Annotated in this window: 21 protein-coding genes, 1 pseudogene and 1 CRISPR repeat array; of the genes and pseudogenes, 8 read left to right on the plus strand and 14 right to left on the minus strand. The window is 37.6% G+C overall.

From position 1 onward, the window contains the following. Nucleotides 1-5 precede the first annotated feature (5 nt). Both csy3 and OOL07_RS03300 read left to right on the plus strand, forming a co-directional pair. Nucleotides 6-1067, plus strand: a complete 1062-nt coding sequence (gene csy3, locus OOL07_RS03295) for a type I-F CRISPR-associated protein Csy3 (RefSeq protein ID WP_264695001.1) — start codon at nt 6-8, stop codon at nt 1065-1067. Between the two features lie 12 nt (nt 1068-1079). Continuing rightward, nucleotides 1080-1679, plus strand: coding sequence for a type I-F CRISPR-associated endoribonuclease Cas6/Csy4 (locus OOL07_RS03300; RefSeq protein ID WP_264695002.1), 600 nt, complete (start codon nt 1080-1082; stop codon nt 1677-1679). A 179-nt stretch (nt 1680-1858) separates the two neighbouring features. Then, nucleotides 1859-2967: direct repeats of the CRISPR family, unit length 28 nt; unit sequence GTTCACCGCCGGATAGGCGGTTTAGAAA. Between the two features lie 71 nt (nt 2968-3038). Here OOL07_RS03300 and OOL07_RS03305 read toward each other — a convergent pair. Then, nucleotides 3039-3242, minus strand: a pseudogene (locus OOL07_RS03305) (type II toxin-antitoxin system RelE family toxin); the annotation flags it as partial. Beyond that, on the minus strand, nt 3226-3450 hold the full coding sequence (relB, locus tag OOL07_RS03310; protein ID WP_264695003.1) for a type II toxin-antitoxin system RelB family antitoxin: 225 nt from the start codon (nt 3448-3450) through the stop codon (nt 3226-3228). The gene relB and the pseudogene OOL07_RS03305, both read right to left, overlap by 17 nt. A gap of 196 nt (nt 3451-3646) precedes the next feature. Between relB and OOL07_RS03315 the strand changes: the two genes are divergently transcribed. After that, nucleotides 3647-4162 (plus strand): hypothetical protein, encoded by a 516-nt coding sequence (locus OOL07_RS03315; RefSeq protein WP_264695004.1) that lies wholly within the window; start codon nt 3647-3649, stop codon nt 4160-4162. A 22-nt stretch (nt 4163-4184) separates the two neighbouring features. Here the strand turns inward: OOL07_RS03315 and OOL07_RS03320 are convergent, their stop codons facing one another. The 5 genes from OOL07_RS03320 to OOL07_RS03340 are packed head-to-tail and all read right to left on the minus strand — an operon-like array spanning nt 4185 to nt 9123. Next, on the minus strand, nt 4185-5351 hold the full coding sequence (locus tag OOL07_RS03320) for an ABC transporter permease (RefSeq protein ID WP_264695005.1): 1167 nt from the start codon (nt 5349-5351) through the stop codon (nt 4185-4187). Between the two features lie 14 nt (nt 5352-5365). Beyond that, nucleotides 5366-6532, minus strand: coding sequence for an ABC transporter permease (locus OOL07_RS03325; protein ID WP_264695006.1), 1167 nt, complete (start codon nt 6530-6532; stop codon nt 5366-5368). A 22-nt stretch (nt 6533-6554) separates the two neighbouring features. After that, nucleotides 6555-7220, minus strand: coding sequence for an ABC transporter ATP-binding protein (locus OOL07_RS03330; RefSeq protein ID WP_264695007.1), 666 nt, complete (start codon nt 7218-7220; stop codon nt 6555-6557). A gap of 11 nt (nt 7221-7231) precedes the next feature. Then, a complete protein-coding gene (locus OOL07_RS03335) occupies nt 7232-8440 on the minus strand; it encodes an efflux RND transporter periplasmic adaptor subunit (RefSeq protein ID WP_264695008.1) in 1209 nt (402 codons plus the stop codon). 23 nt (nt 8441-8463) lie between these two features. Then, nucleotides 8464-9123 carry a DedA family protein gene (locus OOL07_RS03340; RefSeq protein ID WP_264695009.1) on the minus strand — a complete coding sequence of 220 codons (660 nt, stop codon included), beginning with the start codon at nt 9121-9123 and terminating at the stop codon, nt 8464-8466. Between the two features lie 91 nt (nt 9124-9214). Here OOL07_RS03340 and OOL07_RS03345 point away from each other — a divergent pair, with 91 nt between their 5' ends. Genes OOL07_RS03345 through lpxB form a run of 4 tightly spaced genes read left to right on the plus strand, consistent with a single transcriptional unit; the run spans nt 9215 to nt 13217 of the window. Beyond that, complete coding sequence (locus OOL07_RS03345) at nt 9215-9973, plus strand: alpha/beta fold hydrolase (RefSeq protein WP_264695010.1); 759 nt, start codon at nt 9215-9217, stop codon at nt 9971-9973. Nucleotides 9974-9989: 16 nt separating this feature from the next. Further along, nucleotides 9990-10937: a Gfo/Idh/MocA family protein gene (locus OOL07_RS03350; RefSeq protein WP_264695011.1), complete on the plus strand. Its 948-nt coding sequence runs from the start codon at nt 9990-9992 to the stop codon at nt 10935-10937. A gap of 32 nt (nt 10938-10969) precedes the next feature. Next, nucleotides 10970-12073, plus strand: a complete 1104-nt coding sequence (locus OOL07_RS03355) for a DegT/DnrJ/EryC1/StrS family aminotransferase (protein ID WP_413774101.1) — start codon at nt 10970-10972, stop codon at nt 12071-12073. After that, nucleotides 12063-13217: a lipid-A-disaccharide synthase gene (lpxB, locus tag OOL07_RS03360; protein WP_264695012.1), complete on the plus strand. Its 1155-nt coding sequence runs from the start codon at nt 12063-12065 to the stop codon at nt 13215-13217. Before OOL07_RS03355 ends, lpxB begins: the two co-directional genes overlap by 11 nt. 6 nt (nt 13218-13223) lie before the next feature. On the opposite strand, the gene lpxA is transcribed toward lpxB, so the two are convergent. The 7 genes from lpxA to ispH all read right to left on the minus strand — a co-directional run bounded on the left by lpxA (nt 13224) and on the right by ispH (nt 21703). Next, nucleotides 13224-14009, minus strand: a complete 786-nt coding sequence (gene lpxA / locus OOL07_RS03365) for an acyl-ACP--UDP-N-acetylglucosamine O-acyltransferase (protein ID WP_264695013.1) — start codon at nt 14007-14009, stop codon at nt 13224-13226. A gap of 43 nt (nt 14010-14052) precedes the next feature. Further along, nucleotides 14053-14841 carry a hydroxyacylglutathione hydrolase gene (locus OOL07_RS03370; protein ID WP_264695014.1) on the minus strand — a complete coding sequence of 263 codons (789 nt, stop codon included), beginning with the start codon at nt 14839-14841 and terminating at the stop codon, nt 14053-14055. Between the two features lie 19 nt (nt 14842-14860). Then, on the minus strand, nt 14861-16006 hold the full coding sequence (locus OOL07_RS03375) for a flavodoxin/ferredoxin-dependent (E)-4-hydroxy-3-methylbut-2-enyl-diphosphate synthase (RefSeq protein ID WP_264696317.1): 1146 nt from the start codon (nt 16004-16006) through the stop codon (nt 14861-14863). A gap of 119 nt (nt 16007-16125) precedes the next feature. After that, a complete protein-coding gene (locus tag OOL07_RS03380; protein ID WP_264695015.1) occupies nt 16126-18840 on the minus strand; it encodes an MMPL family transporter in 2715 nt (904 codons plus the stop codon). Between the two features lie 27 nt (nt 18841-18867). Continuing rightward, nucleotides 18868-19503: an ABC transporter substrate-binding protein gene (locus OOL07_RS03385; protein ID WP_264695016.1), complete on the minus strand. Its 636-nt coding sequence runs from the start codon at nt 19501-19503 to the stop codon at nt 18868-18870. A gap of 107 nt (nt 19504-19610) precedes the next feature. Then, nucleotides 19611-20729, minus strand: coding sequence for an adenosyl-hopene transferase HpnH (gene hpnH / locus OOL07_RS03390; RefSeq protein ID WP_264695017.1), 1119 nt, complete (start codon nt 20727-20729; stop codon nt 19611-19613). A 26-nt stretch (nt 20730-20755) separates the two neighbouring features. Next, nucleotides 20756-21703: a 4-hydroxy-3-methylbut-2-enyl diphosphate reductase gene (gene ispH, locus OOL07_RS03395; protein ID WP_264695018.1), complete on the minus strand. Its 948-nt coding sequence runs from the start codon at nt 21701-21703 to the stop codon at nt 20756-20758. Between the two features lie 178 nt (nt 21704-21881). On the opposite strand from ispH, the gene dxs reads away from it, so the two are divergent. Beyond that, nucleotides 21882-23807, plus strand: coding sequence for a 1-deoxy-D-xylulose-5-phosphate synthase (gene dxs, locus OOL07_RS03400; RefSeq protein WP_264695019.1), 1926 nt, complete (start codon nt 21882-21884; stop codon nt 23805-23807). Nucleotides 23808-23902 lie beyond the last annotated feature (95 nt).

The raw sequence follows: 23902 nt of genomic DNA on the forward strand, positions 1-23902 counted from the left end.
CACTTATGCCATCTGTAGAAATTCCATCTTTACTTAATTACACCCGCAGTATTGTCCCCAGTGAAGGGACATTCTGGATTAATCCAAATGATCCCCTAACAATTCAAGAAAAAACAGTACTAGGTACCATCGCCAATTACAGCGGTGTTTATAAAGGAAACAAACAACAAGACGAAGAGGCAATTAATAAACAAATGCTAGCAGGGGATAATAATATCCAACGGATAGATAGCTGCCATTTGCCATCGGGTACTGATACTTTTACCCTACGTTTTAGCCTTAAATTTCTGGCCAATGCCAATGCGCCAGAGAGCTGTAATATTCCAGAGTTTAGAAATGATCTAGAGGAAATTGCTGCACTTTATCAAGAAAAAGGAGGATTTAGCGTCCTTGCCGAGCGTTATTTTGCTAACTTAATCAATGGTAAATTTCTCTGGCGTAATCGCTACGGTGCTCAGCGTACTATTATGTTAAGTGCTCCTTTCCATAAAGATTTAAAAGAAGCTAGTTTTGATATTATTGATCAACCTCATTTACCTGAAGATAAAATAGCTGAATTCCAACCTTGGATTCATCATATTGCCGATGCTTTCAGTGGTAAAATTCCATTTTTTATCTTGGATGTTACTGCTAAAATTACCATAGGCGATGGTCAAGAAGTTTACCCCAGCCAAGAGTTTGTGGATAAAGGATCTCAAGGGGGAAAGGGGGGGAAATCAAAAACCCTATTTTCAGTCAAGGTTAATGGGCAACAAGTCGCTGCTATGCACAGCCAAAAAATTGGTAATGCCATTCGCACCATTGATAACTGGTATCCAGATGCCCATGCCAATCATCTTTTAGCCGTAGATCCTTTCACAGTAGACAAACGTAAAGCCACCACAGTACGTTTACCAGATAAGGAAAAGTCAGATTTTTACAGCCTGCTTAAAAATCCTGAAGAACTGAAAAAACAACTTCAAGACACCACAAACGCCAAAAATCTCAATGGCAACATTCACTATTTTATGGCAGTACTTATTCGAGGTGGAGTCTTTAGTGGTGAAAGTAAGAAAGAGAAAAAATAGGAGCATTTCGCTATGTTTTCAGAATACATTGAAATTCATGCCCAAGGAATAGCCGAAGACACTCACTTTATCTTAGGCAAACTATTTACTCGGATTCATGGCATTTTAAAATCCCACTCTCTAAACATTGCTTTAGGATTTCCAGATCTAAAAGAATACTCGCCGGGCAAACTCATCCGTTGTTTTGGTGTTACTAAAGATTTAGCTCAGTTAGAGCAAAACGATGGGCTACTTCAGCTTGAAAAGAGAAATATGATTTTAATTAACCCCATTGCCAGTGTACCCAAAAATCATGACAAAATAGCCTATCGGCGACTACGAGATCCAGAAAAAACAACCCATAGCTTTAAAAAACGACTGAGTCTTCGCAATGGGAAAAGAGGGATCCTACCCCACTTATCTCCCATTGATTTAAAAAACAACATCAATGACGTTGAAGAAAAGGAGAAGATAAAACGACCACCTTATTTAATTTTAGAGCGTAATGGGCAAAAGCTACCCATCCATATTGGTACAGAAAGACTAAAGCTTGATTTAGATCTTTGCCAATTTAATACCTATGGATTTGCAAAAAAGATGAAGGAATGCTACGCAGCAGTTCCTTCCTTTTAAACTTTCCTATTTTAAGGAATTTATTTTTTGTAATAAAAACAATAAACTAAATAATTAGTAAAAAAAGGAAGGTTTTTTATTGAAATTTAAGTATGCTGATCCTACTTTTAAAGCGAATTCTCAGATAAAACGTGGGGTTATGTTTGACTAGCTTTACAGGATCTTTAACAATTTTTACTGTTCACCGCCGGATAGGCGGTTTAGAAAAATGGATAAATAATCTTAAGTGGGATGGGGTGGTTCACCGCCGGATAGGCGGTTTAGAAATTGTATCCTAGTTCTTCAATGAAATCAAAGAGGTTCACCGCCGGATAGGCGGTTTAGAAATTCGCTGTAGTAAAGACTGTAGCATGAAACAAGTTCACCGCCGGATAGGCGGTTTAGAAAAGGGCATACATTTAGCACTCTGTGACTGATAAGTTCACCGCCGGATAGGCGGTTTAGAAATCAAAGATACAAGAGCACAGTAGAAAAATCTAGTTCACCGCCGGATAGGCGGTTTAGAAATATTTCGCTAAGTGCTTGATAACCCTAGAATTGTTCACCGCCGAATAGGCGGTTTAGAAAATACATAAAGGTCGTAGGGGTTTGAAATTTCACGTTCACCGCCGGATAGGCGGTTTAGAAATATAGCAAGTAGTATAGTGCTAACTTAACCCTGTTCACCGCCGGATAGGCGGTTTAGAAACCTCGTGAGGTGTAGGATCAGGGCATAACATAGTTCACCGCCGGATAGGCGGTTTAGAAATTCAAGCTGTACACAAGTAGAACCGATTACCCGTTCACCGCCGGATAGGCGGTTTAGAAATTCAAGCTGTACACAAGTAGAACCGATTACCCGTTCACCGCCGGATAGGCGGTTTAGAAATCCTCATCTCGGTGTCAAATTCGTTCTGCAAAGTTCACCGCCGGATAGGCGGTTTAGAAATTCAGAAACGTATCTGCTTGCTCGAGTTTCCCGTTCACCGCCGGATAGGCGGTTTAGAAATTATTAGGAGAATAAAAACGAATGACTAACACGTTCACCGCCGGATAGGCGGTTTAGAAAACGGATGCAGATAGAGTAATCGGCATCGCTGAGTTCACCGCCGGATAGGCGGTTTAGAAATAACACGCTGCACAGTAGAGCAACCATGATCGGTTCACCGCCGGATAGGCGGTTTAGAAAATTAACTTTGAAGCAGCAACGAGTTGTATCTGGTTCACCGCCGGATAGGCGGTTTAGAAATAGTGAATACGAACAAGCGACTTGGACACCTAGTTCACCGCCGGATAGGCAGCTTAAATTTATCTATTTTTATATATTTCTTTACGGTGACCTATACGAAGGATTAAGATTTGTATCTCTTGATCTTGTATATTACAAATTATTCTGTGGTTGCCTACTCGATATTTCCAAAAATTTCCCAACTTTGATCCTTTAAGTATTTGACCGATACTACGGGGGTTATCTAGTAAAGTAAGTCTTTTCCGTAAAAAAGATATGATTCTTTTAACTGCGATTCGATCAAGATCGGCTAGTTCTCTTATTGCTTTATCACTAATTTTAATTTTCCAAGTCAATGTTTTTTTCTAAATCCTCTAAACTCTGCCACTGACCATGTCCTGCTCGTATCTCTGCTAATCTTTGCTCTGCTAAGTGCAGATCCTCTAAGCTATCTAAATACTCTGTGATTGCTTCACGGATATAATAATCTTCAGTGTGCCCCGTTGTCTTAGCAAGCACTGCTAATCGGGTTTCAATATTCTTAGGTAATTCAATTTTAATCATTATTTAATCTCTCGTAAGTATCTTGTTACTCTAATAAATTTCCCATTATAAAAAAACGTAAAGATAAATTACAGCTCAATCCTATTTACTGCCGAACAAAAAGTTCGGAGAATCTTATGAAAGATATTTAACCTAAATACTTGTATAATCACTGGTTAATTACTTAATTAAAAAAATAAATATATAGAGCACTGTAATGAAAAAACTGTTTTTTATACCTATCCTCTTCATTCATATTCAAGCAAAAGCATGGGTTGATAATCTTGCTAATGATTCTTTGGAAGGTTATCCCATCTATTCTATAGGGGTAATCAGTGAAGATGGGGATGAGGAGCTTATTTTTGATTGTAGTAAAAATGGGGTAGAGAGCACTTTATTGCTTAATGAAAAGATTACCGTAATTTATACAAGCTATCTTGCCTATGATGCTTATGCAGGGTTTTATGATGGAAAGAAGCCTGAATTATATCGAGATATTGTCTATAAAATTGATAATAATCGTGTAGAGCGATCAGGAAGTAATATAGTTCGCCACGATATAGGGTTATTAAAATTACGTGGGACTATGGATAGATATTCTCCTTGGGACATCCTCCGTCAAATGAAAGATAAGTCAGAAATCACCATGCAGGTAGAGGGACTAACTATGGACTTTGATATTAGTGGGGTCAGCGAATATTATCCTAAATTTAAAGAATACTGCAATTTCTAAAATAGAAATGATATTAATTTGATTAAGTAGATCGTAGAGAATCTACGATATTCATCCGTGCTGCACGGACTGCAGGTAAAAATCCACCGATCAATCCCATAAATAAAGAGAAAATAATGGCTTGTCCCATAATTTTCTCTGTCAAAATAAAGCTAAAGGCAAGTTCTGAGAAGGTTTGCCAATTCATGGTGGAAATGGTGAAGAATTGCATAAATGAAGCTATAAGTAAACCTATTGAACCACCAATTAGGCTTAAAGCAAGGGATTCTAGAAGAAAAGCAGATAAAATACTGCTTCTTGGAAAACCAAGAGCACGAAGAGTGCCAATCTCTGTGGTACGGTTTGCCACAGATGCGTACATGGTAATCATAGCACCAATCATGGCACCGATAGAGAAAATAATACTTAAAGATACTCCTAAGACTTTCAGAAATCGTGACATCATTTCTGATTGTTCAGCATAAAAAGTAATTTCTCGCTTTGCTAGAATGGTCAACCGTTGGTCGCTTTCTAAAAGGGTTTTGGTTTGCTCAAAAGCACTAGGATCGGCTAATTTAAAAATTATAGAAGAATAAGCATTACGGCGAAAGGCTTGCATCAGTTGATTGACATCTCCCCATACTTCAGAGCTAAATCCTGTTTTTCCTCCATCAAAAATACCCACAATGGTCCATTTATTCATACCGAGATGAATTTGATCCCCCACATGAGTACGGCTAAAACTCTCTGCTAGCTTATTGCCTACAATGACTTCACTTGCTCCGGGGCGAAACATTCTTCCTTCAATAAGATGAACTTGGGGGCGCAGTGCTAATCCCGTACTAGAAATTCCCCGAACGGTCACATTAGAGGGTTTGCTAGTCATTTTTTTAGGGAGCACAATCAGTACAATGAGCTCTTTTGAAATGAGCCTTTCTCCTTGAGAGTTATAAGCTATTTTAGGTAAGCTAGTAATGATTCCTGTTTGCTCTCGATCAATAGTACTTTGTACTTCGGTTTCTGCTGCATGGCGAAGTACAATCATGTTATCTGGACTACCGGTAGCGACCAAGGTTTCTTTTAACCCAGCAGAGAGCATGAGTACAGTGGCAAAGACGAAAACCACTAAACTCATGCCAATAGCAGTGAGTAGGGCAGTGAGCTTGCGTGTCCAAAGATTACGAATAATGTAGATAAAAGGAATCTTCATGAAAAATGAAGGCGCTAACCAATATCTCGAAAACCACTCAGGATAGGGGTAGTTGCTCCACGCCAAGCAGGGATTGCCGCTGCACTTAGTCCTACCATAATGGCAGCACCAATAGAAAGCCAAGCAGTTTGAGTAGTTACCCTAAAGACAGGAAAGAAAGTACCTATTTTAGTGACAAAAATATGGGCCGTGGGATAAAGAAGAATAAGCCCTAAAATACCTCCCGTGATAGCAATAATGAAGGATTCTCCGAAAACCAATAGTGCAATAAAATTGCCAGAGAATCCGAGTGCTTTTAAGGTAGCATATTCCCGTTTTCGTTCTCTAGCACTCATTGCCATGGTATTTGCCATAATTGCCATAATGATAATAATCACTAGAAATGAAACAATTTTAATCACGGTAACGATGGCCTCTGTCATAGCAACAAAACTGAGCTGAAAGACTTTTTCCGTTTCAGTGAGAGTTTCTGCAGGGGAATTTTTAAATTGACTATCAATTTCCTGAGAAATTTTAGCTGCTTGGCTAGAATCCTCTAACCCAATAATATAGATTCCCACGTGATCCACGTTTTCATTGGTCGCTTTGCCTTCTTTAATCCGCTCATTTAAAAGCTGCCAATGAAACATAAATAGGGTTTCATCGACCCCTTTTGTCTCTCCTCGATAAATTCCCCGAAGGATAAAATTCCAGTTTCCGGGGTAAATCACACCTCGAATTGGAATCGTATCCCCGATTTTCCAACCATACTTATTGGCTAATCGTTCACCTGCTACTACTCCTTGTCGATCAAGAAAGAAGGCTTTTTTCTGATCGACAGGAAGTACATATTCAGGATAAAGATCAAGATAACTTCTAGGTTCAATGGCAAATTGGGGGAAAAAATTTTTTTCACTGATATAAATACCGCCAAACCAAACGGAATAACTAATCGTCGACACTCCTTTGGTTTGTTGAATTTTATTTTTATAACTTAGGGGCAGGGGGAAAAGTAGAGAAATAGCATTGCGGGTGATTAAGCGAGCAGCTGAAGCAGATTCTGCCTTACCATACCAGGCATCTACTACGGTGCGTAGTAAACCAAAAGCACTAATGGCGATCACAATCCCAATCACGGTAAGTAAGGTGCGAAGTTTTTGCCGAAAGGCATTACGGGTAATGAGTAGTAGTAAATAGGACATGAGCAAGTAGCCTAAGAAATCATTATTGATTCAGCACTCCTTTATCTAGATGTTTTACCAAGTGAGCACAATCTGCAGCCGCTTGATCGTGGGTAACCATAATAATAGTTTTTCCTAAATCCCGATTAAGCTGTTGTAATAATTTAAGAATGTCTTTTGCCGATTCCCTATCTAAATCTCCAGTAGGCTCATCGGCAACAATGAGGGTAGGGTCAGTCACTAAAGCACGGGCAATAGCTACTCGTTGTTGTTGCCCACCTGAAAGTTGAGAAGGATAGTGATCCATTCGATCTTTAAGTCCAACAATGGTAAGTACTAGGGAAGCGTGCTCCTTTCTTTCTTTACGAGTTAAATCAGTGAGGGATAAAGGTAACTCCACATTTTCAAGTGCGGTAAGTACCGGCATTAAATTATAAAACTGAAAAATAAACCCTACATGTTCAGCTCGCCATCGTGCCAAATCTTTTTCCGCTAAGGTAGCAATATCTACCCCATCTACATATAATTGTCCGCTGCTTGGGGTATCAATCCCCGCTATTAAATTCAGTAGAGTACTCTTTCCAGAGCCAGATGGCCCCATCAAAGCAATAAATTCTCCATCAGTAATAGTTAAATTAATGTCTTCAAGGACAGGTACGGTTTGATTACCCCGTTGGTAGAATTTACTGATTCCTTTTATTTCTACCATACCAATAGATACTAATCCGTAATAGGAAGAATACGAGCGTTGTCTTTAAGGGTTTCCGGTGGGTTAATCACAACTTCATCATCTAGGTTAAGCCCTTGTTTAAGCACTACCGAATCTCCCCAAGCTTCTCCTAGTATTAGGGTGGTTAAATGAGCAATATTATCTTGAATCTGAAAGGCATAATTTTGATTGTTTTTAGTCACAATGGCTGTTTTAGGAATGACAGTACGAGGTGTTAAATCTTCAGGTGAAAGAGCTTGAGATAAGAAAGAAACCCTAGCACTCATATCAGGTAAAATCCGCTTATCTTGATCAATAAAGCTAATTTTTACTAGTACCGTAGCCTTAGATCGATCTACGGTAGGAACAATCATGTGGACACGACCACGAATACGCTTATCTGGGAAGGCATCAAATTGGATTTGGCAAGGTTGGTGGATTTCTACCTGCATCAGGTTTGCCTCTGATACATCTGCTTCTATTTGTAAGGTACTCATGTCTGCCATAGAAACCACTGCTCCTTTGGATTGAGTAGCTGGGGAGAGAGGAACAATCACATCACCTACATCGGCATGTTTTTCTAAAATCACCCCATCAAAGGGAGCACGGATCAAAGTATACTCTACAGCAACTTTAGCAGCCTGATAGGCTGCTTTAGTAGCAGTAATAGTTGCTTCTGCACTTTGTATAGCTGCCTTTGCAGTATTATAACGAGCTTCGGCTGCATCATAGGCAGACTGGGTTGCCAACTTTCTTTTTGCTAACCCTACCAATCTGGTCAGCTCGATTTGAGCATTTTCTAATTCTGCTTGAGCTTCCAATAGACCTGCTTTAGCTACAGCAATATTAGCTTTGGCTTGAGCTTGTGCTGCTAGTACATCTTGATTTTCCAGTTGAGCAATAATATCCCCTTTTTTTATATGATCGCCTTCCTCAACATTTAATACTTCTAATTGCCCAGTACCTTTAGAGGCAATATCTGCTTTGGTTTGAGGCACTACATAACCGGTAGCATTGAATAAAGTGTAATTTTGAGCAGGATAAACTTGAGAAATGGTACTTATTTTTACTTTAATTCCTTTATGGAAAAATTGAATGTAGAAAAATGAGGAAATGCTAACGAATAAAAAAGAAAAAATAACTAACCATTTATATTTTATTTTAGATTTATTATCTTTATCCCTATGGCGAGCAATTTTTAGCTTTTCTAATTCCTCCATGAAATTGTCAATTTAAAGTATTTTTACTTAGCTTGTTTTTTTACTCTCTGCCATTTTGCTCTAGCAATTTCTATCACCATAGGCAGGATAGAGAGGAAAATAATCCCTAAAATAACCTTTTCAAAATTATTTTTTACAAAGGTGTTATTTCCAAACCAATAGCCAGCAAAGATAAGTAATAGAACCCATAGACTACCGCCAATAACGTTGTAGGAAAGAAATTTTCTATAGTGCATGTAGCCAATACCAGCAACAAATGGAGCAAAGGTTCTTACAATAGGAACAAAGCGGGCTAGAATAATTGTTTTTGCTCCATATTGTTCAAAAAAATTATGAGTTTTATTTAAATGCTTAGGATTAACTAGCGGTTTTCCCCTAAAATGCCAATCTAATACCTTATGTCCAAATAATTTGCCGATAGTATAATTAACCGTATCTCCTAAAATAGCAGCAGTGATTAGTAAAACAAATGCTATCCATATATTTAATCCATCTTCATGGGCTGTAAAAACACCTACGGTAAATAGTAAAGAATCCCCAGGAAGAAGTGGCATAACCACTAGACCAGTTTCAATAAAAATGATTAAAAATAAAATGGCATATACCCATATTCCATACTGGGCAAGCATGGCACCTAAGTGAGTATCGAAATGGAGAAAGAAACTTAAGGAATGGCTTAACATAAATGAAATTAGAGATTGTTTTTAAAGTTATGATGATGAATTCTAATTTATTTTTATGCTTAAATTAAGGAAGTAGAGAAAAAATATATTTATGCTATTTCATTACCAATCTCAAGGGGAAGGTGTTCCTTTAGTTATCTTACATGGTCTATTTGGTTCTATGAGTAACTGGCGTAGTATAGCATCTAAATTTTCAAATGATTTCAAGGTGATTACCCTTGATTTACCTAACCATGGTTATTCCCCTGCACAGGATTTTTTTAACTATCGGACTTTAGCACAAGATATTGCTTATTTTCTAATTGAAAATAATTTTAGTCCAGCCATTTTACTTGGCCATTCTTTTGGTGGAAAAATTGCGATGCAATGTGCCTTAGATTTTCCCGATCAGGTAAGCAGTTTAATTGTAGTAGATATTGCTCCTAGGGCTTATAATTCCTCTCATAATTTTATTTTTGATGCCTTAGCTTCATTAGACCTTTCACACTACAGTAGCCGATCTGAGATTGATAAAGTGCTTTCTTTAAAAATTATGGATGTGAAAGTACGGCAGTTTTTATTAATGAATTTAGAGAAAACCAAAGAATCTTATTTTTGGCGTATTAATTTGTTTAATTTAAGAAATAATTATCAAGAAATTTGCGCACCTATTATAGGAAACCATCCGTATAAAGGTAAAAGTTTGTTTATAAAAGGGGAAGATTCTAGCTATATTGCCTCAGGTGATGAGCAAGAAATTTATTGCTGGTTTCCTTATGGCGCTATCTACTCTATCCCGAATGCAGGCCATTGGGTGCATGTTGATTCCCCTAAGTTATTTTTAGAGACTATACTAGCATTTCTAAAATAATATCTTGTTTATCAAAATGACTTTTAAGCAGGAAAAAATAAGAACAGCAGTCATTGGCGTAGGCTATTTAGGGAAATTTCACGCCCAAAAATATGCCCACTTACCTCATTCAGATTTTATTGCTGTTGTAGATATCGATCATGATTCAGCTCATCGTACTGCTCAGGAATATGGTGTGCTAGTTTTTACTGATTATCATGATTTATTTGGAAAAGTAGATGCAGTTAGTATTGTAGTTCCCACCGAGTATCACTATCAAGTAACTAAAGACTGTCTAGAAGCAGGTATCCATGTCCTATTAGAGAAACCTATTACCCCTACCCTTGAACAAGCCGATGATCTCATTCGGATCGCAAAAGAAAATAAATTAATTTTTCAAATAGGGCACTTAGAGCGGTTTAACGCAACTACTCTTGCCCTTAAGGAATTTATTGACGATCCAAAGTTTATTGAGTCCCACAGACTTGCTCATTTTAATCCTAGAGGAACAGATGTTAGTGTCATATTGGATTTAATGATTCATGATATTGATATTATTTTAAGCATAGTCAATGCACCTGTTAAAGAAATTCGCGCTAATGGAGAATCAGTGCTTACTCGAGATACAGATATTGCTAATGCTCGGATTTTATTTGAAAATGATTGTGTTGCTAATGTAACTGCTAGTCGAATCAGTATGAAAATACAGCGTAAAATGAGAATTTTTCAAAAAGATGCTTATATTTCCGTAGACTTTCTTAAAAAGAAATTAAGTATCTTCCGTAAAGGTACAAGAGAGGCTTTTCCAGGGATACCAGAAATTACTAGTAAGGTGCATTATTTTGATCGCAGTGATGCCATTATGTCTGAAATTGATTCTTTTTTACAGATCATCATCACACATGGTAAACCAGTAGTCAGTGGAAAAGAGGGTAGAGAAGCACTTGCGGTTGCGCTTCAAATTAGTCAGCTACTTAAAAATTAAAAATAAATAAAATTAATTTAGAAAAATATTCTATGCTACCCATGGTAGATTTAACAGCACAGTATCAGGTGCTTAAGGAAGAACTTAATGAAGCGGTATTACACACTTTAGCTAATGGTCAATTTATTCTTGGTCCTAATGTAGAGGATTTTGAAAAAGAAGTAGCAGCTTATTTAGGTGCACAATATGCCATCAGCGTTGCTTCTGGTACAGATGCCCTTCATTTAGCACTCATTGCTGCAGGAATTAAAGCTGGGGATGAGGTGATTACTTCTCCCTTTACTTTTATTGCTACAGCAGAGGCTATTTGTTATGTAGGAGCTCATCCAGTATTTGTCGATATAGATGAAAAAACATTTAACTTAGATACTAACCAAATAGAAGCAGTGATTACTCCTGCTACTCGAGCTATCTTGCCTGTCCATTTATTTGGGCAGGGGGCAAATATGGAGCGTTTACAGGTAATTGCTGATCAACATGAGTTACTTATCATAGAGGATTGTGCCCAATCTTTTGGTGCAGAGATTAATGGAAAAAAAACAGGCACGCTAGGATTTACTGGGTGTTTTAGTTTTTTTCCAAGTAAAAATTTAGGCTGTTATGGAGATGGGGGACTTATTACTACCTCCTCTGAAGAGATTGCCGAACACCTTAGGGTACTGAGAAATCATGGAAGCTCAAAGCGCTACCATCATACCGAATTAGGCTTTAATAGCCGTTTAGATGAATTACAAGCAGTGATTCTACGAGTCAAACTAAAATATATTGATCAATTTAATCAAGCAAGAAACCAAATCGCTCAACAATATACACAAACACTTATTAATCTACCTCATTGTATTCCTCCTTATAAAGAAGCGGGAAATACCCATGTATATCATCAATATACCTTACTCTCTGCCTATCGAGATGAAATAATGAAAGCATTTACAGAGCAGCACATTGCTTCAGCTATTTATTATCCTATTCCATTACATCAACAGATTGTTTTTAAACAAAAATATCAAGATGTACATTTTCCAGTCAGTGAGCAAATTGCTAAACAATGCTTATCATTACCTATTTTTCCAGAAATGAGCAAGCCTCAGATAGAGCAAGTGCTTAATGTTGTTCAAGGTGTGTTACTTGGAAAATGATCAGCATTCACAGTTAGTTGCTATTGTCGCAGGAGAGGCTTCTGGGGATCATCATGGGGCTGATTTAGTCTCTAAAATACGAGAAACCTCATCTAAACCGATTCGTTTTTGTGGCATTGGTGGATCCCATATGAAAGCTGCTGGGGTAGAAGTATTACATGAATCAGCCCACCTAGCAGTGGTAGGGATAGTAGAGATTTTTTCTCACTTTAGAAAAATTTATAGTGTATTACGAAAGATGCGGCAATTTCTTAAAGAAAACCGTCCTGATTTATTAATTTTAATAGATTATCCAGAATTTAATTTACGACTTGCTAAAACTGCAAAACAGCTAGGGATAAAGGTTCTATATTACATTAGCCCCCAGATATGGGCATGGCGAGAGCATCGTGTCCATCAAATTGGGAAGCTAGTAGATATGATGGCAGTCATTTTCCCGTTTGAAATACCCTTTTATGAACGATCCGGGGTTCCTGTTTGCTTTGTAGGTCATCCCTTAAAAAATAAGGTAAAAAGCAATTTAACTCGTAATGAAGCACTAATTAAATTTGGATTAGAATCTCGCTACCCAACTTTAGGATTGTTTCCCGGTAGTAGAAAAAGTGAAATAAAACTAATTTTACCTGTATTAATTCAAGCTGCAGAGAAAATCTCTTCAAAGATACCTAATACTCAGTACTTGTTGCCCTTAGCATCTACACTGACTGAAGCAGAACTAGCACCTTTCTTGATACAGAGTACAGTGCCTATTCAAGTGATTTCTAATCGCCCTTATGATGTGATGGTAGCTTGTAATGGTATCGTTGCAGCCTCAGGAACAGTGACATTAGAAGTTGCTTTAATGGGAATTCCTATGGTAGTGGTGTATAAAATGAAATCTTTGACTTATTGGGTAGGTAGATTATTAGTTAAAATAAAGTATATTGCACTGTGCAATATTATTGCAGAGGATAGAATAGTCACTGAGCTTATTCAAGCGAAGGCTACGCCTGATCAAATAGCAAAAGAAATTTTAGATTTGCTACACAATAACGATAAAGTTGGGACTATGAAAAAAAAATTCAAAATAGTTAAAGATAGACTAGAGGTACCATCGCAAATAAGTATAAGTAATCTTGCTTTAGAGATGCTAAATACTATTTAGATTTAATTATTTTATTTTTGAATCTTCCTTTTCTACAGCAAAGCGATGAAACCCTCGCTTCGATTTCACTAAAAGCCAATTTCTAAGATAAGTAATTTCTGGAGTATTCTCTAAATTACTCAAATCTCTATTACCATTACGTAACTGCCAAAAAGCTTGCTCTAATACTCGATAGTGCTGACCCTGAATACCGCCACGACGTAGCCCTACTACATTTAATCGGTAATGGTGCACTGGATGACCACCTACAATAGTATATGGAAAAACATCTTGGCCTACCGAGCCATTGCCTTGTACCATTGCGTAAGCACCTATCCTTGCATATTGGTGTACGACCGCTGATCCTCCTAAAACTGCCCGATTGCCTATTTCTACATGACCACCTAGTAAAGCATTATTAGTCAAAATGACATGATTGCCAATAGAGCAGTCATGAGCAATATGGCTATACGCCATGAAATAGCCATCATTTCCTATTTTCGTAGGGCGATCTGGGTGAGTTGATCGATGAATAGTCACTCCTTCTCGTAAAATATTACGATCCCCAATGGAGACCCATGTTTCTATATTTTTATCAAAAGAGAGATCTTGAGGGAGATCGCCAATAACGACATGGCTATGAATTTTATTTTGCGTGCCTAACTGTACATAGGAATGAATAACTACATGAGAGCTAATACTTGTTCCATCTCCTATTGTTACTGGAGCATGGATAACTGTATATGGTCCTACTGTAACATTTTTTCCTAACGTGGCATTTGGATCAATAATTGCGGTGGAGTGAATACTCATAGGGTAGGGCGATTTGAAAAAGTTGGAGATCTATTGATATAATTTACCAAGTATTTCTTAGTTCTCTTAGTTTTAAGAAAATGATTTCAGGGTTAATATCAGCTAAATCTGGAAAAATTATTTGCAGGCTATTAATAATAGATGAGCTATGTAAGCGAAAAAATGTGTTAATTTCTTTCTCTAGCCCTAGGGTAGATACAAAAGGGCTGCTAGGATTTTGGTGCTGTACTTTGTGCAATAAGGAAACTGCTTGTTTATTATCAGTTTCATAATGGAGAGTGAAGTTTAGGTTATTTACAATATACTCGTGACCTGGATAGATCTGAGTATTATCGGGAAGTTTAGCAAGCTGATTAATAAACGTATGATAAAGTACGCTTGGATTCCCCCCATTGTGACAATTACCCGCACCTGCATTAAACAATGTATCACCACAAAAGAGAGCAGGGATATCTGTATGGGCATATAAACAAATATGGCTTAGGGTATGCCCAGGGGTATCTAGCACTTCCAGTTCAACTGTTCTACCTACTGTAACTTTATCTCCTGCATTTAATCCTTGATCTATACCTGTAATCTTATTCTTTGCATTACTATGAGCAAGTAACTTGGCTCTAGTTTGAGCAATAAGTTTCTGGTTACCTCCTGTATGATCTTCATGCTCATGAGTATTTAATATTTGGGTAATCTGCCATCCATGATTTTTAGCGATTGCTAAACATTTAATGTGGTCAAGAGGATCAATAGCAAGAGCTTCACCCGTTTCTGGGCAGGCAATAAGGTAATTAAAATTACGATAGGCATTCCCTGTCCAAATCTGTTCAACAATCATGAGCTACTCTTAAAGTAGTTTAGTTTGCTGGAGATTTAGTTTTGTCAGCAATAATTAAATCAAGCTCTTGTTTTAGCCGAGGTAGAATCTCAGTGTATCGAAAACTTCCTAAAGTTTCCGTTCCTTTCTTAAGATTTACTGCTTTAGGACCACACCAAAGCCCAAGATCTGCATCATCTGTCTCGCCAGGACCATTTACTCGGCATCCCATCACTGCAATGGTTACTGCATAGTCTGCGGCGTATTCTGTCATTGCTTTTACTTCATGAGCTAGCTCGATAAACGCTTCATTTTCCACTCGAGAGCAGCTTGGGCAGCTAATAATATTTAAACTCTTAAGCCCATAGTCTACTACACTGCGTACTCGTCCTGCAGCAATATCAGCAATAATTTTCCGTCCTGCTTCTATCTCCTCACCTTTACGATCAAAAGGTAAAGTAAGAGAGACTCGTACAGTGTCTCCAATACCTCGACTGATAAGCTGCTCGAAAGCAATTCTGGTTTTGATAATTCCATCCGGTGGCATGCCTGCCTCTGTTACTCCTAAATGAAGGGGAATATCCGGACGTTCAGCGGCAAAACGCTTATTTAACTCGATGACTTTACTGGGATCGGAATCCTTTAAAGAAACACAATATCGAGTAAACCCTAGATTATCTAAAAATATACAGTGATCAAATGCACTGGCAAGCATGGGAGAAATAGAATCCCCTTCAGGAAATGCTGCTGCTTTATTTGGATCTACCGATCCGCCATTTACTCCAATTCGGATAGCGCAGTCATTTTCTCCAGCCACATCTACAAGAAATTTTACTTTGTCCTGCCAAGGTTTATTCTTTTCATGATGGTATAAATGACCAGGATTATAGCGAATTTTATCTACATGGGGTGCTACATCTTTAGCAAGACGGTAATTCTCTTGCAGATCAACAGATAGATTAGCTTTCGTTTGAGAGCGAATTTTAGCAAGTGCTTCTACATCTTTTTTTGTATCTGCTGCAATACGAATAATATCTGCTCCTGCTGCAACTAAATTACTTACTTGCTTAGTAGTCGCCTCAATGTTTTGTGTATGAGTAGCACACATGCTCTGTACTGCAATTGGATTTCCATCACCAATAGTAATACTGCCAATAGCAACAGCTCGAGTAGGGTTACGTGGCACTTTCAAGGTTTACGCTCCTTTAAACTTAAATATCTTTTATGAATTATTAAATAATAGTTCGTTACTAATATAGCTATCAAAATTGTTTAAGAGAGCTAGAGAGTTTATAAAAAAATTGTCTATATTCCCCTTAAAGAAGTAGATTTCTCTGGATTTGAAGTAAGTAATGCAGGAAGAAAAATTAAAGTACATAGTAGAGTAAATACGATACCAATAGTAAGAATTAATCCCATACTAGCCATTCCTGGATGAGAAACTAGAAGTAAATTACCAAGACTAAACATAGTAGTTAACGTAGTAAACACTAAAGCACGACTTGTACTGGTACGAAGTAAATCATTTCGATCATTAGGGGCTTGTCGTACTCTCTCTACCATATAAATACCGCTGTCTACACCCACTCCAAGTAATAGAGGTAAAGCAACTACATTAGCAAAATTAAAATAAATATGAAATGTAGCCATAGTAGTACCTAATAATAAACCCGCAAGTGCAAGTGGTACCAAAACTAACAGAACATCTTTAAGGCTACGTAGCAAAAGAAACAATACAACTATAATTGCAATAAGTGCATAAGAGAAAGCATGCTGTAAAGCATCGACAATAGCTTCTCCAGATCTAAGCTGAAGTACTAAGGGGCCCGTTGCACTAGGAGATATCTCATGAATTTTATTTACAAACCTACGTAAAGACTGAAGATCATCAATATCAAAATCTTTTGTAGGAAAAATTTCTACTCGATGAGTACCATCTGCTGCAATCCAGCGATCCCTAAGATCAGAGGGTAGGATATTCATCGTAATTGCTTCAGCTTTTAGAGAGTTTTGTAGCTGACTTAAGTTTTCAGGCAACGTATCTAATAAGTTATGTTCTAGACGAAGCAACGTTTGCTTCTGAGTAGCTTGATCTTCCTGTTCAATAGTAGAAACCAAATATTGGATATCTTCTTCAAGGCGTTGAATTGCTAAAAAATCCTTAGGAGAAGGATCTTTTAAATAAGAATCCAAGGTATGAAGAAATGTATTTAAGGTAGGCAGAACTTGCTTAGGATCAGGATCAGCACTTGGCTTTATTGATGCATCTAATAAAAGTGGACCTACAAGTAAACTTAAATCATCAATGGTCTCTAACTTTTCTTCTTGATCATCAGGTATAAAGTCTTTAGCAGTGATTACCTTGTCTACTGAGTCTATTTTTTTAGCCAGCAAGGCAATTTTTTGAGCCTCTTCCGCATTAGAAGCAAGTATAATAGCACTCCACATAGGAATAGTTTCAGTTTTCATCAGCTCTCTTATTGTAGAAACTGATTCTGAATTAGGGTTGCGCAAATTAAGCGGATCGTAATCAAACCTTACTTGAGGTAGAAAGGGTAGAGTTGCTAACCCTAATATTAAGCCTCCTAAGAGAATTTGTTTCCTATACCGTAATGGCCAGCTATATATAAAATTAAATTTACTTTCGGTCTTTGATTCGTAGATATTTGAGATATTTTTAACAGGTAAATAGCGTAGTATGGCAGGAAGGAGAAGCAAGGTAAGGCTCAGGTTAATAAACATTCCTGTGCCTGCAATTAAGCCTAATTCGGCAACACCAGAGAATTTAGTAGGGATAAATGAATAAAAGCCAATCATAGTAGTAACAGCACATAATATAAGGGCAATCCCAGTTTCAGATGCTGTTATTTTCAATGCTTTTAGTCTATGTGCTCCCTGATTTACAAGCTGCTGATAGCGCATACAAAATTGAATATCGTATTCGGTACTTAGCCCAACATAAAGTACACCAAACGCAGTTGAGATAATATTGAGATGCCCGATATAAAATGCAGCAAACCCTGCGGTAAGGGTTAGACCAACTACTAATCCTAATAAAATAGTAAGTGAAAATGCGATTGATCGAAGCCCTATATATAATAAGGTCCCTGTCATGATCAGGGCTAAAATCCCAGCAAGGGTATTTCCTGTTAAAGCACTTTCTAATTCTTCATGGGCAAGATCTACATCACCGGTAAGCCGTATTCTCACTCCGTGTTCAGGATCTAAATGATGAGATTTAGCAACATCTCTAATCTCATCAATGGCATCCTTTGCAGGCAGCATCTGGCTGTAATCCATCTGAGGCTGCACAATAATAAATTGACGCTCTCCACTCTTTGATAAAGAAGATCCTCGATTCATAAGCTCTTGCCAAGAAAGCAAGTGAGCCTGTCCTTTTAAAGTACTTTCTATAGTTTCATTAATAGAGGAGAAAATTGATTCTAAATCAAGAGTAGTTTCTTTTTTCTGTTTTGCAGAAATAATATCATCGAGCATCCCAAAGAAATTATTTAATGTGGGATCTTGAGTCAATTTACCTAGAAACGGTTGTGCCTCAGCTAGATTATCTGATACTTTATCTAAATCTTTGAGATCTAGATACATCAATCCATTGCGTTTGAAGAAATCATTTGATTCAGGTGCATAAACACTTTTAATGAGAGAATTTTTCTCAAGTGCGTTAGTAAGCTGCTTAGTAGCGTCCCAAGTATGTTCTGGAATATCCCCCTCAACAAGGATGAGTAAAGTATCCTGATATTGAGGAAATAACTTATCATAATTTTTGCTTGCTATACGGAAAGGGAGATCTGGAGACAAGATATTTCCTGTATCCATATCTACACCTAAATGCCCTGATACGTAAAAAAGCACCCACCCTGAGAATAAAAGGGTAGACATGATAACCCAAAGAGAAAAGCGATACACTACATGAATACATTGGGTAATAAAACGAGTAACAAAATGACTAGCAGCCTTAGCAAAAGAATTTTCTTTCTCTCTTGGCAAATGATCAAACATGATAAAAGATGGTTTTATATTAAAATTTTACTTACTTTCCTTAGCAATCGCAGCTTCTCGATACTGCTTACTTTTTTCTTTAACCTGATCAAGTAACGCATCATAGCCTTGTGTTTTAATGACTTGGCGATATTCAGTTCTTCTAACTGCTAAATCACTTACCCCATCAGCAATTACATTGACGATACGCCAGTTACCATCTATGTTTCTCAGAAGATAATCAAATATAACATTAGTATCATCATGGTTAGTTAGTCTACTCCTAACTCGCATCCCTCCCTTTTTAAGGGGATATTCGCCTTCAATATTAAATTCTTCATTACTATAACCATCAAAATGACGTGCGTAATCCGAAATAGATAAAATTTGGAATGCATCAACAAATTGAATACTCTGCTCATCTGTAAGGGACTTCCAAGAAGATCCAAGGGTATAACGAGCAATGAATGGGATATCTAAAGTTTCTGTTACTACAGGTAAAAGTTGTTTATAGCGACCATCGAAACCTAGCTTCTTAGCATTTTTCATTACAGATAAAAGCTCTGCTTGTAACTTTTCAATAACTGAAGAAGGTGCATCCGCAAAGGTTGAGGGTGTTATTAACAAAAACAAAATACCTATAAATAGTGATGTAACCCTCATTCCTACTAACTTTCGATTCATAATGCTGTTTTTAATTCCGTATATAATTACAGTTATTAATGGTATAGCTAAAGCCTACAGATCTTGTACCTGTTTCAATAATTAAATATCCCTTAATTAAAGAGATATTAAGATATATCTTCTCCCTTCTGAGATAAATGGGTTTCTATTGGTGTTGGAGAAGCCGTTTGTTTTTGTGAATACTTAATTGGTAGCTCTGGGACCAAGGGACCTTTTAATTTAGGACCTCTCAGAAATACGGAAAGTGCTTTTATAGGATGTGCCACAGTATCATTCACCGCAGTAGGTTCATAGCCACAATGAGCCATACAATTAGCACACTTAGGATGATTTCCTGTGCCATATCTTTCCCATTCTGTCTCCTCCATTAATGCCTTAAATGTGGGAGCATATCCCCCTTCTGAGAACAGATAACAAGGTTTTTGCCAACCAAAAATATTACGGGTAGGATTACCCCAAGGAGTACACTGATAGCTTTGATTTCCCGCTAAAAAATCTAAAAAAAGACTAGACTGGTTAAATCTCCATTTGTGTCCTTCACCAAGACGGAAAATATCTCTAAATAAACGCTTACTTGCAGCCCGTTGGAGAAAAATATCCTGCCTAGGTGCATGCTCATAGCTATATCCTGGGGAAATAGTAACACCTTCTACGCCCAACCCCATACAATAATCGAAAAACTCAGCTACCTTTTTAGAATCTGCATTTTGAAATAGAGTACAATTTATAGTGACCCTAAACCCTCGTTCAAGACATAATTTAATTGCTGTAACTGCCCGATCAAATACGCCATCTTGGCATACAGAGGCATCATGTTCTTCTTTTAAACCATCTAGGTGAACTGAAAAAGTAAGATAAGGTGAAGGCGTATAATCTTTTAATCTTTTAGACAAAAGAAGAGCGTTGGTACACAAATATACAAATTTTTTCCGCTTAATAATACCTTCAACGATTTGAGGCATTTCCTTATGTAGTAGAGGTTCCCCTCCAGGGATTGATATAACAGGAGCACCACATTCATCTACTGCATCAAGACACTCTTGAACACTTAGGCGTTTGGCTAAAGTTTCATCGGGGTAGTCTATTTTTCCGCAACCAGCACAAGCTAAATTACATTGAAAAAGAGGCTCAAGCATTAATACTAAAGGATAGCGTTTTACGCCCCGCAATTTTTGCTCTAATATATACTTACCGACTCGATATTGTTGGATTAAAGGTATACCCATAATTGTGTTGTTCCTCTACAAAGAGTTTAGGTGGAATTTGTAGCTTTTTCAGATCGGAGTAGCGATGAAGGTAGGCGGAAGCTTACAGATTCTTGTACTCCATCCCAATTTTTCACTTCGCTTACACCGTAATGTTGTAATTTATCTAAAACTTCCCGTACAAGGATTTCTGGTGTTGAAGCTCCGGCAGTAATTCCTACTCTAGATTGAGGAGTAAACCAACCGAAATCTATATCTTGGCTATCTTGGATAAGGTAAGAAGCAACCCCATTTTGCTCACCTACTTCCCGTAGGCGATTAGAATTTGAGCTATTTCGTGCTCCTACGACTAAAAGGACATCTATCCCTTTACTTATTTCTCGAACTGCATTTTGGCGATTTTGGGTCGCATAGCAGATATCATCAAGCCCTGGACCATTAATATCAGGAAAGCGTTTTTTAAGTGCTTCTACCACATCTCGAGTATCATCAATACTTAAAGTGGTTTGAGTCACATAAGCGATCCGCTTTGGATCCTTAACTTCTAATTTTTCAACTTCTTCAACAGATTCTACTATATAAACAGTGCCGTTAACTCGTCCACGAGTACCTTCTACTTCTGGATGACCTACATGTCCAATAATTATAAGTTCATCTCCTTGACGGTGATATTTTTGAGCTTGTAAATGAACTTTAGTGACTAACGGACAAGTTGCATTAATTGCGTATAAGTTACGAAGTTTTGCAGCTTCTACCACAGCTGTAGCAACCCCATGGGCACTGAAAATGACGACTGATTCTGAAGGGATAGAGCTTAAATCTTCAGTAAAAATAACTCCTCTTTGCTGTAAATCTTGAATCACATGTTGGTTATGGACAATTTCATGTAGCACGTAAATAGGCGCACCATGAATTTCTAATGCACGCTCAACAACTTCAATAGCACGCACTACACCAGCACAAAAGCCCCGAGGCTGAGAAAGGGTAACTTCCATAAGTTATATCTATTGCCTTTAGTAGTGTACAGTTAATAATTAACTTTAGATAAAAATAAAAACTTATATATTATATACAAAATAATCTACTCATAGACTACTATAATTAATTAGTCTAATATCTTCAATATTGCCCTGAAATTAGAGAACGAAAACCTCCTGATTACCAATTTTTAATATGACTGCTACAGCAAATTACCCTTTATTAAACCGTATTCACACACCAGAACAAATACGCTCTTTATCAGAAGCAGAATTACATGTACTTGCTGAGGAATTACGATCTTTCTTACTCCATTCAGTTTCTCAAAGTGGGGGTCACTTCGCCGCAGGCTTAGGTGTAATAGATCTTACCATCGCGCTTCATTATGTGTTTAATACACCAGAAGATCGACTAGTTTGGGACGTAGGACATCAAGCCTATCCTCATAAAATTTTAACTGGAAGAAAGGATTTATTAACGACTATCCGGCAGCTTAATGGGCTAGCACCTTTTCCTTCTAGATTAGAAAGTCCTTATGATACTTTTGGTGTAGGACACTCTAGTACTTCCATTGGGGCAGCTCTAGGTATGGCTATTGCTGCAGATCAAAGTGGTAGTAACCGTAAGGCAGTAGCCATTATTGGTGATGGAGGTATGACTGCTGGCATGGCCTATGAGGCCTTAGATCATGCAGGAGCTTGTGGTTCAGATTTGCTAGTCATTCTAAATGACAATGAGATGTCTATTTCTCCAAACGTAGGGGCACTTTCAAGTTACCTTACCCGGTTAATGACAGGCAGTTTTTATGCTACAGTTAGGGAGGGTAGTAAAAAAGTACTAGAGCGGATGCCTCAACCCATGTGGGAACTAGTCCGGCGTACCGAAGAGCATGTAAAAGGTATGGTTATTCCAGGGACACTATTTGAAGAAATGGGGTTTAACTACTTTGGCCCTATTGATGGGCATGATCTGCCTGTCTTGGTTAGCACATTACGTAATCTATATAAACTAGGCGGGCCTAGGTTACTGCATGTTGTTACTAAAAAAGGAAAAGGATATTCATTAGCTGAGAATAATCCAGTCACTTATCACGCAGTAGTGCCTTTTGATCCTAAAGTAGGCATGGAAAAGCCAAAGAGCGTAGCAAAAACAAAGCCAACACTTACTTATACTCAAGTATTTGGTCAATGGCTCTGTGACATGGCTTATTTAGATAGCCGCTTAGTAGGAATTACCCCTGCTATGAGAGAAGGTTCAGGGCTTGTAAAATTTTCGGAACAATTTCCGAAGCGCTACTTCGATGTAGGTATCGCAGAGCAGCATAGCGTTACTTTAGCTGCAGGAATGGCATGTGATGGCTTAAAACCTGTAGTAGCTATTTATTCTACCTTCTTACAAAGAGCTTATGATCAACTCATTCATGATGTAGCAATTCAAAACCTACCCGTATTATTTGCTATTGATCGAGCAGGTATTGTAGGTCCTGATGGACCTACCCACGCAGGAAGTTTTGATTTAAGTTTCCTACGTTGCATTCCGAATATGATTGTTATGGCACCTGCCGATGAAAATGAGTGCCGGCAAATGCTTTATACTGGATTTATGCTCAATCAACCAGCTGCAGTCCGTTACCCTAGAGGAAAAGGAATTGGGATAGAAATAAAAGAAGAAATGACTCAAATTCCGCTAGGTAAATCAGAACTTAAACGCTCCGGATCAAATGTTGCTATTCTCTCTTTCGGTGCCATGCTTACGTCTGCTCTAGAAGTAGCGGAAAAATTAAATGCTACAGTAATTAATATGAGATTTGTAAAACCTATTGATGAGAAAGCCATTATAGAAATGGCGAGAACTCATGAATTATTAGTTACGATAGAAGATAATGTTATTGCAGGTGGTGCTGGAAGTGCAGTAAGCGAATGCCTAGCAAAACATGGAATACTCATTCCAATATTACATCAGGGGCTTCCTGATTATTTTCAAGAGCATGGTTCAAGAGAAGAAATCCTTGCTAGTTGTGATCTAAACTCAAAAGGAATCTTATCGGCAATTCAATCTTGCCAAAATAAACTGAATAATACGAAATCAAATGCACAAGAAATAGCTAAAGCTATTTCTTAGTATTTCAGATCTGGTTCATCCTTTCATTGCTACCTTAATCTAACACAAGCGGCAAAGAAGTATCTAAATATCCAATATAAAAAAATTAAAGTAAG

Origin of the sequence: Candidatus Nitrosacidococcus sp. I8 (assembly GCF_945836005.1) — a bacterium.
Classification (GTDB): domain Bacteria; phylum Pseudomonadota; class Gammaproteobacteria; order Nitrosococcales; family Nitrosococcaceae; genus Nitrosacidococcus.